Below are 15,056 nucleotides of genomic sequence, written 5' to 3'. Positions count from 1 at the left end.
CTAGACGGCGGCGGTGACGAGTCCTGCTGCCGCGCGGAGCTCCTCGACGCGGTCGAGCTGCTCCCAGGTGAAGCCCGGCAGCTCGCGGCCGAAGTGGCCGTACGCCGCAGTCTGGGCGTACCGGGGCTTGAGCAGGTCGAGGTCGCGGATGATCGCGGCGGGACGCAGGTCGAACACCTCGGTGATGGCGGCCTCGATCGTGGCGTCGTCGACGTGTCCGGTGCCGAACGACTCGACGTACAGACCGACGGGCTTCGCGCGGCCGATCGCGTAGGCGACCTGGACCTCGAGCCGGTCCGCGAGCCCCGCGGCGACGACGTTCTTCGCGACCCAGCGGAGCGCGTAGGCGGCCGAGCGGTCGACCTTCGACGGGTCCTTGCCGCTGAACGCGCCGCCACCGTGGCGGGAGGCCCCGCCGTACGTGTCGACGATGACCTTGCGTCCGGTGAGTCCGGCGTCACCCTGCGGGCCGCCGATCTCGAAGCGACCGGTCGGGTTCACGATCACGTCGACGTGCGACGAGTCGAGGTCGACCAGGTCGAGCACCGGACGGATGACGTGCTCCGTGATCTGCGCGGTGAGCTCGTCGAGCGTGACCGCGGGCGAGTGCTGCGTGGAGAGGACCACCGTCTCGACGGTCTTCGGCACGACGCCGTCGTAGCCGACGGTGACCTGGGTCTTGCCGTCCGGGCGGAGGAAGTCGAGCTGCCCGCTCTTGCGGACCTCGGCCAGCCGCTCCGCCAGGCGGTGCGCGAGCCAGATCGCGACGGGCATGTACTCGGGCGTCTCGTTCGTCGCGAAGCCGAACATGATGCCCTGGTCGCCGGCGCCCTGGCGGTCGAGCTCGTCGATGCCCGCACCGGACCGGCTGTCGAGCGACTCGTCGACGCCCTGGGCGATGTCCGGCGACTGCGCACCGATCGACACCTCGACACCGCAGGTGCGGCCGTCGAAGGAGACCTCGGACGAGTTGTACCCGATGCCCGTGATGACGTCGCGGACCAGCTTCGGGATCTCGACGTAGCCGGACGTGGTGACCTCGCCCGCGACGTGCACGAGCCCGGTGGTGACCATCGTCTCCACGGCGACGCGCGCGTGCGGGTCGACCGCGAGCAGCGCGTCGAGGATGGTGTCCGAGATCTGGTCGCAGATCTTGTCGGGGTGCCCCTCCGTCACCGACTCGGACGTGAAGAGGCGCAGGTTGGTGCCGCTCACCGGGGTCAGTCGGTGGGCTGCTGCTGCTTGGTGACGGTCAGCTTGTCCTCGTTGATCTCGTGCAGAGCAACGGACAGCGGCTTGTCGTCGATCGTCGAGTCGACGAGCGGACCGACGTTGTCGAACAGCGACCCCTCGTGCAGGTCGGCGTAGTAGTCGTTGATCTGACGGGCGCGCTTCGAGGCGAAGATGACGAGCGCGTACTTCGACTCCACCTTGGCGAGCAGGTCGTCGATGGGCGGGTCGATGATGCCCTGGGGGTTGGCCATGGTGTCTCCTGTCGGCTGCGGGTGCGTGGGGCGCAGGTCCGACCGGATCGGACCGCCCGACCGCGGTCGGGCTGCGCGGGCGCGACGCCGAGGAGGCGCGCGCGGGTGCGCCGTGTCAGGGCGCAGAGAACAAGTCTACGACCTCGCGTGCCGCGGTGCCGACATCCGAGTTCACGATGCGCACGTCGAACTCGTCCTGCGCGGCCAGTTCGACCTTCGCGGTCTCGAGTCGGCGTGCCTGTTCCTCGGCGGACTCGGTCCCGCGACCGATGAGCCGCCGGACGAGTTCCTCCCACGTCGGCGGCAGCAGGAACACGAGCACGGCCTCGGGCATGGCGTCGCGGACCTGCCGAGCACCCTGCAGGTCGATCTCGAGCAGCACCTTGTCGCCGGCGTCGAGCGCGCGGTCGATCGGCGGCCGTGGCGTGCCGTACCGGTAGGAGTTGTGCACCACGGCCCACTCGAGCAGCTCGCGGTCCCGGATCATCCGGTCGAACTCGGCGTCGTCCACGAAGTAGTAGTGCACGCCGTCGACCTCGCCCGGGCGGGGCTTCCGGGTCGTCGCCGACACGCTGAGGTCCACGTCGGGGAAGTGCTCGCGGATGTGCGCGCTCACGGTGCCCTTGCCGACGGCGGTCGGTCCGGCCAGCACGACGAGCTTCGACGCACCGCGCTTCCGGCCGCGGGCGGCGAGCCAGTCGGCCAGGGCGGAGCGCTGCCGGGTGCCGAGCCCGCCGAGCCGCTTCGACGGGGCGATGCGGAGCTCCCCCATCACGGCCTCGGCACGCGCCGGGCCGATCCCGGACATGCTCGTGAGCAGGTCGCGCACGCGCAGCGACTTCTCGGCGGGCAGGTCCGCGTCGGACCACGCGGCGCGAGCGACCTCGAGGGCGCTGCGCTCCCCCGACGCCACCTGCGCCTTGACGGCAGCACGGGCGCGCCGAGCGGCGACCGCCGCGCGGGCGGCGGCGACGCGGTCGACCTCCGGCGGGTTGCGGTGCGCGGGCAGGTCGCTGCGGTCCGGGGTCCCGGAGCCGGGCGTCTGGTCCGTGGGCGTCTGGTCCGTCACGCGGCGGCCCCGAGTGCGGCGTGGATGCGGTCCACGCGGTCCTGCACCAGCGCGGCGACCCCGTCCGGGCCGTCGGTCAGCAACCCGCGCGACTCGTTCACCAGGACCTGCTCGGCCCGCGCACCGTACCGGGCGCGCAGGTCCTCGATCCGGGCACCCTGGGCACCGAAGCCCGGGGCGAGCACCGGCGCGTTGCCGATGGCGCCCGCGTCGATGCCGAAGTCGTCGAGGTCGAGGGTGGCGCCGAGCACGAGCCCGACGTCCCCGAGCGGCTGCTCGCCGCCGGTCCGGTTGTCGTCTGCCACAGCAAGGACGATACCGGCAGCGACGGACCGTCCGGCACGCGGCCCCTCGGCGAGCACGGCCGTCTGGAGCACGCGCGCCTCCGGGTTGCTCGTCGCCGCGAGCACGAAGACGCCCGCACCGTTCCGTCGGGCGACGTCGACCGTGCCGGCGAGGGACCCGTACCCGAGGTACGGCGAGACCGTCATCGCGTCCGCCCGGAACGGCCCGTCGCGGTCGAGCCACGCGAGCGCGTAGTCGTCGCCGGTCGAGCCGATGTCGCCCCGCTTCACGTCGGCGACGACCAGGAGGCCCGCATCGCGTGCCCGACGCAGGGTCGCGTCGAGCGCGCGGTAGCCGGGGACCCCGGCCGCCTCGAAGAAGGCGATCTGCGGCTTCACGATCGCGGCGCGGCCGGCGGCCGCGTCGACCAGGGTCGCGCCGAAGGCGGTGAGGCCCTGCTCGTCGCGGCCGAGCCCCCACGCCGCCAGGGTGGCGGCGTGGGGGTCGATGCCGACGCACAGGGGGGAACGCTCCCCCACGGCGGCGGCGAGGCGGACACCGAAGGAGGCCGGGCCTCCCGTCCGTCCGTCGCTCACCAGGTCGCGCGCTCGAGCGCGTAGTCCTGCAGGCTGCGGGCGCTGAGCGGGGTGCCGATCGTCTCGATCGCGGCGACGGCCGCACCGAGCTGCGCGATCGTCGTGAAGAGCGGCTTGTCCGCGGCGACCGTGGCCGCACGGATCTCGTAGCCGTCCGCACGACCGGCGGCGCCGGAGGGCGTGTTGATGACGATGTCGACCGCGTCGCGGGCGAGCAGGTCGACCACGCTCTCACCGCCCTCGCTGTACTTGCCGACCAGGGTGACCTCGATGCCGTTGCGGCGCAGGACCTCGGCGGTCCCCTCGGTCGCGGTGATCGTGAAGCCGAGCTGCTGCAGGCGGTGCACGGGCAGGACGACCTGGCGCTTGTCGGTGTCCGCGACGCTCACGAAGACCGTGCCGCTCGTCGGCAGGCCGCCGTACGCGGCGTCCTGCGACTTGAGGAACGCCCGCGGGAAGTCGCGGTCGATGCCCATCACCTCGCCCGTGGAGCGCATCTCGGGGCTGAGCACCGAGTCGACGACCTGGCCGTCGTGGGTGCGGAAGCGGCGGAAGGGCAGCACGGCCTCCTTGACGGCGACCGGTGCCTGCGGCGGCACCGAGGAGCCGTCCCGCTCCGGCAGCATCCCCTCGGCGACGAGCGCGTCGATCGAGGTGCCGGTCATCACGCGGGAGGCCGCCTTGGCGAGCGGGATGCCGAGTGCCTTCGACACGAACGGGACCGTGCGGCTGGCGCGCGGGTTCGCCTCGAGGACGTAGAGCACGCCCGCACCGATCGCGAACTGCACGTTCAGCAGGCCCTGCACGCCGATGCCGCGGGCGATCTTCTCGGTGGCCTCGACCACGCCGCGGATCTCCGCCTTGCCGAGTCCGACCGGCGGCAGGGTGCAGGCCGAGTCGCCGGAGTGGATGCCGGCCTCCTCGATGTGCTCCATGATGCCGCCGACGTAGAGCCGCTCGCCGTCGAAGAGCGCGTCGACGTCGATCTCCACCGCGTCGTCGAGGAACCGGTCGACCAGCAGCGGCAGGTCCGGACCGATGATCGCCTGGTCGGCCATCCGGTCGAAGTAGTCCGCCAGGGCGGCCGGGTCGTAGACGATCTCCATGCCGCGTCCGCCGAGCACGAAGGACGGGCGGACGAGGACCGGGTAGCCGATCTCCTCGGCGACCGCGGTCGCGCTCGCGAGGTCGTGGGCCGTGCCGTTCCGCGGTGCGAGCAGCCCGGCCTGCTCGAGGATCGCGGCGAACTGGCCACGCTCCTCGGCGGAGTCGATCGCGCTCGGGGTCGTGCCGAGGATCGGGATGCCGGCGGCCTCGAGGGGCTTCGCCAGGCCGAGGGCGGTCTGCCCGCCGAGCTGGACGACGACGCCGACCAGCTCACCGGAGGCCGCCTCGGCCTCGATGACCTCGAGGACGTCCTCGGTGGTGAGCGGCTCGAAGTAGAGCCGGTCCGAGGTGTCGTAGTCGGTGGAGACCGTCTCGGGGTTGCAGTTGATCATGATCGTCTCGTAGCCGGCGTCGCTCAGTGCGAACGAGGCGTGCACGCACGAGTAGTCGAACTCGACGCCCTGACCGATGCGGTTCGGGCCGGAGCCGAGGATGACGACCTTCTTCCGGTCGCTCGGGGCGACCTCGGTCTCCGCGTCGTACGACGAGTAGTGGTACGGCGTGAGGGCCGGGAACTCACCGGCGCAGGTGTCCACCGTCTTGAAGACCGGGCGGATGCCGAGCGCGTGACGGGCGTCGCGTGCCTCCTGCTCGGAGATGCCGCGCAGGGACGCGATCTGGGCGTCGCTGAAGCCGTGCTCCTTCGCCCAGCGCAGGGTGTCCGCGTCGAGCGTCTCCGCCGCACGCACCTCGTCGGCGACCTCGTTGATGAGGACGATCTGGTCGATGAACCACGGGTCGATCTTCGTGGCCTCGAACACCTCGTCCGCAGTGGCGCCGGCGACCAGGGCCTGCTGCACGGTCACGATGCGACCGTCGGTCGGCACCTGGGCCCTCGACAGCAGCGCGTCCTTGTCGAGCTCGGCCGCCGGGGTGTCCCAGTGGAAGCTCGACCCGCGCTTCTCGAGGCTCCGCAGGGACTTCTGCAGCGCCGTTGCGTAGTTGCGGCCGATGGCCATCGCCTCGCCGACGCTCTTCATGGTCGTGGTGAGCGTGGCGTCGGCCGCCGGGAACTTCTCGAACGCGAACCGCGGGGTCTTCACGACGACGTAGTCGAGCGTCGGCTCGAAGCTCGCCGGCGTCACCCGGGTGATGTCGTTCTCGATCTCGTCGAGGCGGTACCCGATCGCGAGCTTCGCGGCGATCTTCGCGATCGGGAAGCCGGTCGCCTTCGACGCGAGCGCGGACGAGCGGGAGACACGCGGGTTCATCTCGATGACGATCAGGCGCCCGTTCGACGGGTCGACCGCGAACTGGATGTTGCAGCCGCCGGTGTCGACACCGACGCGACGGATGATGTCGATGCCGATGTTCCGCATGTTCTGGTACTCGCGGTCGGTCAGCGTCAGCGCGGGGGCGACGGTGATCGAGTCGCCCGTGTGCACGCCCACCGGGTCGACGTTCTCGATCGAGCAGATGACGACCGTGTTGTCGAAGTTGTCCCGCATGAGCTCGAGCTCGTACTCCTTCCAACCGAGGATCGACTCCTCGAGGAGCACCTCGGTGGTCGGGCTCGACTGCAGGCCGTCGCCGACGAAGCGGACGAGCTCCTCCTCGTTGTACGCGAAGCCGGAGCCGAGACCGCCCATGGTGAAGGACGGCCGGACGACGAGCGGGTAGCCGAGGTCCTGCGCGAACGCCTTCGCCTCGTCCAGCGTGTGCGCGATGTGGCTGCGGGCGACGTCGGCGCCGGACTCGAGCACGAGCTCCTTGAAGAGCTGCCGGTCCTCACCGCGCTGGATCGCGTCGACCTTCGCACCGATGAGCTCGACGTCGTACTTCGCGAGGATGCCCTCGGCGTCGAGCTTGATCGCGGCGTTGAGCGCCGTCTGGCCGCCGAGCGTCGGCAGGACCGCGTCCGGACGCTCGATCTTGATGATCTCCTCGAGCGAGGCGCTCGTGATCGGCTCGATGTACGTCGCGTCGGCGAAGTCCGGGTCGGTCATGATCGTCGCCGGGTTCGGGTTGACGAGGATGACCCGGACGCCCTCGGCGCGGAGGACGCGGCACGCCTGGGTGCCGGAGTAGTCGAACTCGGCGGCCTGACCGATGACGATCGGGCCCGAGCCGATGACGAGGACGGAGTTGATGTCTGCGCGCTTCGGCATCAGTTGCTGCTTTCGTTCTGCGCGGCCGACGCGCCGGCGTCGGTCGTCGGGTCGGCTGCGGGGGTCGTGGCGGTGGCGGTCGCCGCGTCGAGCGGCTCCCCGTCGCGTCGCGCACGGACCAGGTCCGCGAACCGGTCGAACAGGTACATGGAGTCGTGCGGGCCGGCCGCCGCCTCGGGGTGGTACTGCACGCTGAACGCGGGCACGTCGAGCGCGCGGAGGCCCTCGACCACGTCGTCGTTCAGGGAGTAGTGCGAGACCTCGACCCGCCCGAACCCGGCCGGCGACTCGAGGACCTCGCCCAGGGGCGCGTCGACCGCGAAGCCGTGGTTCTGGCTCGTGATCTCGACCTTGCCGGTGGCGGTGTCGAGCACGGGCTGGTTGATGCCGCGGTGGCCGAACGGCAGCTTGTACGTGCCGAAGCCGAGCGCGCGACCGAGGAGCTGGTTGCCGAAGCAGATGCCGAAGAACGGGCGGCCGGTCCGCAGGGACTCCTGCAGCAGGGACACCTGCGCGTCGCTCGCGGCGGGGTCACCCGGGCCGTTCGAGTAGAACAGCGCGTCCGGGTCGAGCTGCTGCAGCGCCTCGGACGTGATGTCCTGCGGCACGACGTGCACCTCGAACCCGCGCTCGGCGAGGTAGCGGGTGGTCGAGGCCTTCACGCCGAGGTCGAGCACGGCGAGCCGGCCGATCTGCTCGCCGACGGCGGGGACCACGTAGGTCTCCGGGGTCGACACGATCGACGAGAAGCTCGCGCCGGTCATCGCGGCCTGCTCGCGCACGGCCCGGAGCTGCTCCTCGGCGGACAGGTCCGCGTCGGCACCGCTGAACACGCCGCCCTTCATGGCGCCGGCGTCGCGGATCCGGCGGGTGAGCGCACGCGTGTCGATCCCGGAGATGCCCACGATGCCGTCGCGCACCAGGTGGTCGTCCAGCGTCGCGTTCGCGCGGTGGTTCGACACGACGCGGCTGGGGTCGCGCACCACGTACCCGGCGACCCAGATGCGACGGGACTCGGGGTCCTCGTCGTTGACACCGGTGTTGCCGATGTGCGGCGCGGTCTGCACCACGATCTGTCCGGCGTAGGACGGGTCGGTCAGCGTCTCCTGGTAGCCGGTCATGCCGGTGGCGAAGACGACCTCTCCCAGGGATCGGCCTCGGGCGCCGTACGCCCGTCCGTCGTAGCGGGTGCCGTCCTCGAGGACCAGTACGGCCCGTTCGCGTGTCATCAGTTCGTCCCTTCGCCCGCGGTGTGCGGGTGTTCGTGCGTCGTCGTCAGTCCCTGCAGGGCGGCGAGTGCTGCTGCGCCGCCCTCCGGGAACCGGAAGTAGGTGTCGAGGTCCGTCGCTGCTGCGGCGCCGGTCGCCGTCCATCGCAGACGGACCAGTCCCCCGGGTTCGACCACCCGGTCGATGGCCGCGGTGGCCCGGTCGGCGCCGCGGACGGCGGTCGCGGCGATCCACCGGTCCTCGGCTCCGGCGTGGTGCAGGACCACGCCGGTGTCGTGCACGGTCACGCCGCCGCGGCCTCGGAACCCGAGACCGCCTGCCGTGATCCGCTCGAGCGGCTCGTCAGCGCGGGTCGTCGCGACCGTGAACCCGTCCCACGACCCGACCGCCGGTCCCAGCCCGGTCGGGACCGGGACGGGAGGCACGGCTGCCGTCTGCGCGCGGGTCCGGGTCCGCCAGGTGCGCGCCATCGCGACGAACAGCGCGGCCACCAGGAGCAGGATCGCCGCTCCGGTCAGCCAGCGCAGTGCGTCGCCGCTCACCGTGTCACCGCCCGGCTCACGCGGACGCCGCCTTCGTCGACCGCGCCGACGGGGTCGCGGCTGCGGCCGCGGCGACGGTCTCGGCGTCGACGAGCACGCCGTCGAGCAGCGTCGGGTAGCCGTGGTGGAAGGTCGCGACCACCCGGCCGGGCAGCCGCATGCCGAGGTACGGCGAGTTCTGCGACTGGCCGTGCAGGTCGTCGACCGAGAACTCCCGCACCGCCGCGGGGTCGTACAGCGTCAGCTCGGCGGGGGCACCCTCGGCGATGCGCTGACCGTGCCCCTCGACCTGGCCGATGCGCGCCGGTGCCTCGGACAGCACGCGGGCGACGTCGGCCCAGTCGAGCCGGCCGTCCTCGACCACGGCGGCGTGCACGACGCTCAGCGCCGACTCGAGCCCGACCATGCCGTTCGCCGCGGCCGGCCACTCGCAGCACTTCGCCTCGGCGGTGTGCGGTGCGTGGTCGGTCGCGACGATGTCGATCGTGCCGTCGGCCAGTGCTCCGCGCAGCGCGTCGACGTCCTCGCGGGAGCGCAACGGTGGGTTCACCTTGTACCGGGCGTCGTACCCGGGTGCGCCGTCGATCCCCGCGATGAGGTCCTCGGTCAGGATCAGGTGGTGCGGTGTGACCTCGGCGGTGACGTCGATGCCGCGGGACTTCGCCCAGCGGATCACCTCGACGCTGCCGGCGGTCGAGACGTGGCAGACGTGCAGCCGTGCGCCCACGTGGTCGGCGAGCAGGACGTCGCGGGCGATGATCGCCTCCTCGGCGACGGCCGGCCACCCGGCGAGCCCGAGCTCCGAGGACAGCCGACCCTCGTTCATCTGCGCACCGATGGTCAGCCGGGGCTCCTGCGCGTGCTGCGCGAGCACACCGCCGAAGCCCTTGACGTACTCGAGCGCCCGGCGCATGAGGAGCGGGTCCGACACGCAGGAGCCGTCGTCCGAGAACACCCGGACCCGGGCGCGCGAGGTCGCCATCGCGCCGATCTCGGACAGGTGCGTGCCCTGCAGCCCCTGGGACACCGCGCCGATCGGGCGGACCGTCACGTACCCGGCGTCGTCGCCGAGCGCCTGCACCTGCTCGACCACTCCAGCGGTGTCGGCGACCGGCGACGAGTTCGCCATCGCGTTCACCGCGGTGAAACCGCCGGCTGCCGCGGCCCGCGAGCCGGTGAGGACGGTCTCCGACTCCTCGGAGCCGGGCTCACGGAGGTGCGTGTGGAGGTCGACGAGCCCGGGGAGGGCGAGCAGACCGTCCGCGTCGACCACCGTCGCGCCGACCGTGTCGAGACCGGAGCCGACCGCGGTGATGCGTCGTCCCTCCAGGCGGATGTCGGCACGCGAGCCGTCGACCAGCTGCGCGCCGCGGATGAGGTGGGCGGTCATGCGACGGGCTCCTTCGGTTCGTGCTCGCCGGTCAGGGCGAGGTACAGGACGGCCATGCGGACGGAGACGCCGTTGGCGACCTGCTCGACGACGGTCGAGCGCGGGTCGTCGGCGGCGACGCCGGCGATCTCCAGGCCGCGGTTCATCGGGCCCGGGTGCATGATCAGCGTGCGCTCCGAGAGGGCCGCCGCCCGTGCCGCCGTCAGACCGAAGTGCCGCGTGTACTCCCGCGGGTTCGGGAAGAACGCGTCGTTCATCCGCTCCTGCTGGATGCGGAGCAGCATCACGACGTCCGGGTCCTCCCCGAGGGCGGCGTCGAGGTCGTGGTGCACGGCGGCGCCGAACGGACGGTCGACCGCGGGCAGCAGCGTGGGCGGCGCGGCGAAGGTCACCTCGGCACCGAGCGTGCGCAGCAGCCAGGCGTTGCTCCGGGCGACACGGCTGTGCAGGACGTCGCCGACGATCGCCACGCGGACGCCGTCGAGCGCCCGGCCGCGGCTGTCGGTGCCGTGGATCCGTCGGCGCATCGTGAAGGCGTCGAGCAGGGCCTGCGTCGGGTGCTCGTGCGTCCCGTCACCGGCGTTCACGACCGGGACGTCGATCCAGTCGGCCTCGGCGAGGACCCGCGGGGCTCCCGACGCCGGGTGGCGCATGACGATGCCGTCGATGCCCATCGCACCGAGGGTCTGCACGGTGTCCTTCAACGACTCGCCCTTCGAGACGCTGGAGCCCTTCGCCGCGAAGTTGATGACGTCGGCGGAGAGCCGCTTGGCGGCTGCCTCGAACGAGATGCGGGTCCGGGTCGAGTCCTCGAAGAACAGGTTCACGACGGTCTTGCCGCGGAGGGCCGGGAGCTTCCGGACCTCGCGGGTGTTGACCTCGGCCATCTCCTCGGCGACGTCGAGGATCCGGACGGCCTCGGCGCGCGACAGGTCGGCGGTGGAGAGGAGGTGCTTCACGGGGCGACCCCCTGCTCGTGCTGCGGCGGCTCGTGCCGCGTCGTCTCGTGCTGCGTCGTCTCGTGCTGCTCGATGACGACCTCGTCGGTGCCGTCCGTCTCGGTCAGGCGCAGCGTGACCCGCTCGTCGGCGGCCGTCGGCAGGTTCTTGCCGACGTGGTCCGCCCGGATGGGCAGTTCGCGGTGGCCGCGGTCGACGAGCACCGCGAGCCGCACCGCCCGGGGCCGGCCGATGCCCTGCAGGGCGTCGAGCGCTGCCCGCACGGTGCGGCCGGAGTAGAGCACGTCGTCGACCAGCACGACGACCTTGCCGTCGATGCCGCTCGTCGGGATCGTCGTGCGGTGCGGCGCACGACCGATGCCGTGGCCGAGGTCGTCCCGGTGCATCGTGACGTCGAGCGTACCGAGCCGCTGGTCGCGGTCCGCTGCCCACTCGGGTTCGATGTCGGCCAGGACGCGGTCGAGCCGCTCGGCCAGGACGGCACCCCGTGTCGGGATGCCCAGGAGCACGAGGTCCGAGGCGCCGTGGTTGGCCTCGAGGATCTCGTGCGCGATGCGTGTCAGAGCACGCGTGATGTCGGGGTGTTGCAGGACCGTTCTGGTGCCCACGCCGACCTCCTTCCCCGCCTCACCGGACGGACTTAAAGGATGCTGACGTGGACAACCCTACTCGGACTCCTGGTCCCCCGCGACAGTCCGACCGGACGGTGCGGCAGCCTCGTCGGCGCTCCGCCCGGACGGTGCACGGCCGCCCGCGACGGCGCCGAGGACGCCGTTCACGAAGCCGGCCGAGTCCTCCGTCGAGAGCGACTGCGCGAGCTCGACCGCCTCGGCGATCGCGACCGCGTCCGGGACCTCCGGGTTGTACCGGAGCTCCCAGACACCCATCCGGAGGATGCAGCGGTCGAGGACGGGCATGCGGGCGACGGACCACCCCTGCGCGTGCTCGACGATCACCTTGTCGATCGCAGCGCGGTCGTCGTCGATGCCGGTGACGATCTGCCGGGCGTAGTCCCAGCTCGAGGCGCGCTCGGGCTGGTCGAGGTGCCGGACCGTCTCGGTCGCCAGCACGTCCGCGATCGGGAGCTCACGCACCTCGGCGACGTAGAGCATGTCGAGGGCGCGCTTGCGGGCCTTCGAACGAGCACTCATGTGGTCGGCGCCTAGTTGTTGACGCGGCCGAGGAAGCTGCCGTCGCGCGTGTCGATCTTCACGGTGGTGCCGTTCTCCAGGTACAGCGGCACCTGGATGCGGTGACCGGTCGCGATGATGGTCGCGTCCTTCGTGCCACCGGAGGAACGGTCGCCCTGCAGGCCCGGCTCGGTCTCGACCTCGGTGACGATCGACGTCGGGAGCTCGATGTACAGCGGGTTGCCCTCGTTCATCGCGATGGTGACCATGGCGGACTCGAGCAGGTAGTTCTTGGCGTCGCCGACGACGGTCTCCGACACGGGGACCTGGTCGTACGTGTCGGTGTCCATGAAGACGTAGGACTCGCCGTCCTGGTACAGGTACTGGTAGTCGCGGCGGTCCACGGTCGCGGTGTCGATCTTCGCGCCGGCGTTGAACGTGCGGTCGACGACCTTGCCCGAGACGACGTTCTTGAGCTTGGTGCGGACGAAGGCGCCGCCCTTGCCCGGCTTCACGTGCTGGAACTCGACGACCGACCAGAGCTGCCCGTCGATGATGAGAACGGCGCCGTTCTTGATGTCAGTGGTACTCGCCATGGGTCTTCCGTTCGATGGTGTTGTGAAGGTCTCCCGGACGTGCGTCCGGTCCCGGCGACGGCGGGGTGTGCCCGCGCCGACGCCCCGTCGAGTGTAGCGGACGGGCACGGACCGGCCGGGGCGGGGCGCAGTGCGGGCGGCGGCGTGGCTGCCCGGCCGGCCACCCGTGGGTCACCGCCGGCGTCGAGCCCGCCACGCGTCGATCGCGGCCCACACCAGCAGCACCACGGCGGTACCGCCCAGGATCCCGCCCGCGGCGCCGGTCGAGAGCACCGCGGTCGGCCGCGCCGGCGAGGCGAGGTACACGATCGCCAGCACGCCGGCGCCCGCTCCGAGCAGGACGAGCAGGACGCGCCGGACCAGACCGGAGACCACCTCGCGGTCCCGCCGGTCCGAGAACAGCCGGATGTTCACCGCGAACCTGCCGGTCTCGAGCGCCTCGGTGATCCGGTCGACCCGCCGGGGCAGCTTGCGCGCGGCCGACACCACGCCGAAGAGCTCACGGACCGCGAGGTCCCGGACCGCTCGCGGTCGGAGCTGGTCGCGGATCTGCCGCCTGGCCAGGTCGCGGGACTCCTCGAGCAGGTCGAACGACGGCGCGAGGCTGCGCAGGGTGCCCTCGAAGATCGCCAGCGCGCGGGCCGCGGCGACGAAGTCCGGCGGCGGCTTGAGCCGGTAGCGCCCGAACACGGCGACGGCGTCGTCCACCGTCTCGACGCCGATCCGTGCACCGGGCCCGAGCTCGTCCGCGACGAACGCGGCGATGTCCCGGCGGAAGTCCGGCTCGTCCTCGACGTCGCGCACCGGGGCCATGCGCATCACCGCGTCCGCGATCCGCTCGGTGTCGTCCTGGATGTAGCCGGCGAGCAGGTCCTGCACGGTGCTCCGCAGGCCCGGGTCGAGCCGACCGACGGACCCGAAGTCGATCAGGGCCGGACGGCCGTCGGGCAGCAGCACGACGTTGCCCGGGTGCAGGTCAGCGTGGTAGATCCCGTCGAAGACGATCTGCCGGAGGAAGGCGTCGAGGACGGCCCGCATCGGGGCGTCGAGGTCCTGACCGCCCCCGGCGGCCCGGACCGCGCTGAGCGTCTCGCCCTCGAGGAACTCCATCACCATCACCCGACGCCCGGAGAGGTCGCGGTACGGCTCGGGGTAGGCGACCGCGTCCGGTCGGGCGCTCCGCGCCTGCGCCGCACGCAGTGCGGTGAGGTTCCGCATCTCCGACGTGAAGTCCACCTGCCGCACGAGGTCGTCGGCGTACTGCTGCGCGACGTCCGCGACGCCGACCTGTCGTGCCTCGGTGCTCGTCCGGGCCAGGAACCTGACGACCCGCAGCGCGATGTCGACGTCGCGCCGGACCGCGGCGTCGATCCCGGGTCGCTGGACCTTCACGGCGACGACGGTGCCGTCACGGAGGGTGGCCCGGTGCACCTGCGCGATGGACGCAGCGGCGACCGGTTCGGTGTCGAAGGACGCGAACACCTCGTCGACGGGCGCGCCCAGCTCCTCCTCGAGGAGCGCCGCGACCTCGACCGCGTCGGCGGGGCGGACGCTGCGCTGCAGGTGCGCGAGCCCCTCGGTCCACTCGTCCGGCAGCAGGTCGTCGCGCGTCGACAGGAGCTGTCCCATCTTCACGAACCCGCCGCCCGCCTCCTCGAGGGCGCGACGCAGGTGCTCGGCCTGCCGCCGCCGCAGGTCCGACGTCTCCGGGTCGCGTGAGAAGTCGAGCCGTCGGAACGGCACCAGTTCGTGGCGGCGGGCGATCGACAGGAGTTCGGCGAAGCGTCTGGCACGGGTACGCAGGCTGCCGGCGGCGACGTCCTGCTGGCCGAGGTCGCTCAGGCGGGGCGGGGTGGGCACCGCCCCAGTCTGCTCCCCGGGCCTGCGGGCCTGCCCCGTCCCTGCACAGCCGGGAGGCACGGTTCACCGCCCACAGGTCGGCTGACCGGACGCGTCAGGTCAGGTCCACTGCACGACCCTCGTGGCATGGACACTGCACTCACCACCGCCGCGATCGCTGCGACGGCGTCGATCGCCGCAGCCGTCGTCAGCTGGTTCGGCGCGTTCCAGGCGCGACGGTCCGCGGACCGCGACCATGCCTGGACACGGTTCGTCTGGGCGCTCGCTCGTCGACGGGACAGCCCGGAGTACGACATCTCGAAACGTGTGCTCGTGGCACTCGAAGACGTAGCGTGGTGGTCCGAACCGGACCGGCGGCTCGCCACCCAGGCGCTGCGTCGCATCATCGCCGCCGAAGCCCAGCCCGACCCCACCACGACGACCATCGACGGAAGGACCGGATCAGATGCCGCTCCGGAGACCACTCCCTGACGCACCGGATCTCGACCTCGACGGGCGCGAGCAGTACTACGCGTGGGTGAACGGAGCCACCGTCGACGAGTTCCGCGAATGGAAGCGGACCGACGTCCTCACCGTGTCGCTCCGCGTCAAGTGGTGGTGGCGTCGCACACGCCGCAAGCTCCGCTGACCGGACCGGTCGC

14 protein-coding genes are annotated in these 15,056 nt (G+C 72.0%); 1 reads left to right on the top strand and 13 read right to left on the bottom strand.

What is annotated here, in order from left to right:
- The 13 genes from metK to ACH0A8_RS05460 form a co-directional block, all read right to left on the bottom strand.
- A complete protein-coding gene (gene metK, locus ACH0A8_RS05520) occupies nt 1-1,215 on the bottom strand; it encodes a methionine adenosyltransferase (protein ID WP_311205453.1) in 1,215 nt (404 codons plus the stop codon).
- A gap of 5 nt (nt 1,216-1,220) precedes the next feature.
- A complete protein-coding gene (rpoZ, locus tag ACH0A8_RS05515) occupies nt 1,221-1,484 on the bottom strand; it encodes a DNA-directed RNA polymerase subunit omega (protein ID WP_022906709.1) in 264 nt (87 codons plus the stop codon).
- 115 nt (nt 1,485-1,599) lie between these two features.
- Entirely contained in the window at nt 1,600-2,493 is an 894-nt protein-coding gene (gmk, locus tag ACH0A8_RS05510; protein WP_066658295.1) for a guanylate kinase, read from the bottom strand.
- Nucleotides 2,494-2,549: 56 nt separating this feature from the next.
- Complete coding sequence (gene pyrF / locus ACH0A8_RS05505) at nt 2,550-3,434, bottom strand: orotidine-5'-phosphate decarboxylase (RefSeq protein WP_081984888.1); 885 nt, start codon at nt 3,432-3,434, stop codon at nt 2,550-2,552.
- Nucleotides 3,431-6,709: a carbamoyl-phosphate synthase large subunit gene (gene carB, locus ACH0A8_RS05500; protein ID WP_271825756.1), complete on the bottom strand. Its 3,279-nt coding sequence runs from the start codon at nt 6,707-6,709 to the stop codon at nt 3,431-3,433. The genes pyrF and carB overlap by 4 nt, the downstream gene beginning before the upstream one ends.
- On the bottom strand, nt 6,709-7,938 hold the full coding sequence (gene carA / locus ACH0A8_RS05495; protein ID WP_209682459.1) for a glutamine-hydrolyzing carbamoyl-phosphate synthase small subunit: 1,230 nt from the start codon (nt 7,936-7,938) through the stop codon (nt 6,709-6,711). Before carA ends, carB begins: the two co-directional genes overlap by 1 nt.
- Nucleotides 7,938-8,480, bottom strand: a complete 543-nt coding sequence (locus ACH0A8_RS05490; RefSeq protein WP_066654534.1) for a hypothetical protein — start codon at nt 8,478-8,480, stop codon at nt 7,938-7,940. Before ACH0A8_RS05490 ends, carA begins: the two co-directional genes overlap by 1 nt.
- 16 nt (nt 8,481-8,496) lie before the next feature.
- Complete coding sequence (locus ACH0A8_RS05485; RefSeq protein WP_311205456.1) at nt 8,497-9,870, bottom strand: dihydroorotase; 1,374 nt, start codon at nt 9,868-9,870, stop codon at nt 8,497-8,499.
- Entirely contained in the window at nt 9,867-10,829 is a 963-nt protein-coding gene (locus tag ACH0A8_RS05480; protein ID WP_066654539.1) for an aspartate carbamoyltransferase catalytic subunit, read from the bottom strand. The genes ACH0A8_RS05485 and ACH0A8_RS05480 overlap by 4 nt, the downstream gene beginning before the upstream one ends.
- Entirely contained in the window at nt 10,826-11,437 is a 612-nt protein-coding gene (pyrR, locus tag ACH0A8_RS05475; RefSeq protein ID WP_406906782.1) for a bifunctional pyr operon transcriptional regulator/uracil phosphoribosyltransferase PyrR, read from the bottom strand. The genes ACH0A8_RS05480 and pyrR overlap by 4 nt, the downstream gene beginning before the upstream one ends.
- Before the next feature lie 57 nt (nt 11,438-11,494).
- Entirely contained in the window at nt 11,495-11,980 is a 486-nt protein-coding gene (gene nusB, locus ACH0A8_RS05470; protein ID WP_066654543.1) for a transcription antitermination factor NusB, read from the bottom strand.
- An 11-nt stretch (nt 11,981-11,991) separates the two neighbouring features.
- Nucleotides 11,992-12,555 carry an elongation factor P gene (efp, locus tag ACH0A8_RS05465; protein ID WP_058729119.1) on the bottom strand — a complete coding sequence of 188 codons (564 nt, stop codon included), beginning with the start codon at nt 12,553-12,555 and terminating at the stop codon, nt 11,992-11,994.
- Between the two features lie 171 nt (nt 12,556-12,726).
- Nucleotides 12,727-14,415 (bottom strand): AarF/ABC1/UbiB kinase family protein, encoded by a 1,689-nt coding sequence (locus ACH0A8_RS05460; RefSeq protein WP_066654545.1) that lies wholly within the window; start codon nt 14,413-14,415, stop codon nt 12,727-12,729.
- A gap of 126 nt (nt 14,416-14,541) precedes the next feature.
- Between ACH0A8_RS05460 and ACH0A8_RS05455 the strand changes: the two genes are divergently transcribed.
- Nucleotides 14,542-14,886 carry a hypothetical protein gene (locus ACH0A8_RS05455; protein ID WP_066654547.1) on the top strand — a complete coding sequence of 115 codons (345 nt, stop codon included), beginning with the start codon at nt 14,542-14,544 and terminating at the stop codon, nt 14,884-14,886.
- The last annotated feature ends 170 nt before the right edge of the window (nt 14,887-15,056 follow it).

Origin of the sequence: Curtobacterium sp. 179-B 9B NHS (assembly GCF_045370965.1) — a bacterium.
Classification (GTDB): Bacteria; Actinomycetota; Actinomycetes; order Actinomycetales; family Microbacteriaceae; genus Curtobacterium.
The sequence above is the reverse complement of the archived record's forward strand: the minus strand, read 5'-3'. Positions and strand labels throughout refer to the sequence as shown.

Bases quoted from the DNA above. Each gene is read 5' to 3' on its own strand.
- nusB (WP_066654543.1), bottom strand. From the start codon at position 11,980: ATGAGTGCTCGTTCGAAGGCCCGCAAGCGCGCCCTCGACATGCTCTAC.
- rpoZ (WP_022906709.1), bottom strand. From the start codon at position 1,484: ATGGCCAACCCCCAGGGCATCATCGACCCGCCCATCGACGACCTGCTC.
- efp (WP_058729119.1), bottom strand. From the start codon at position 12,555: ATGGCGAGTACCACTGACATCAAGAACGGCGCCGTTCTCATCATCGAC.
- carA (WP_209682459.1), bottom strand. From the start codon at position 7,938: ATGACACGCGAACGGGCCGTACTGGTCCTCGAGGACGGCACCCGCTAC.
- carB (WP_271825756.1), bottom strand. From the start codon at position 6,709: ATGCCGAAGCGCGCAGACATCAACTCCGTCCTCGTCATCGGCTCGGGC.
- ACH0A8_RS05455 (WP_066654547.1), top strand. From the start codon at position 14,542: ATGGACACTGCACTCACCACCGCCGCGATCGCTGCGACGGCGTCGATC.
- ACH0A8_RS05485 (WP_311205456.1), bottom strand. From the start codon at position 9,870: ATGACCGCCCACCTCATCCGCGGCGCGCAGCTGGTCGACGGCTCGCGT.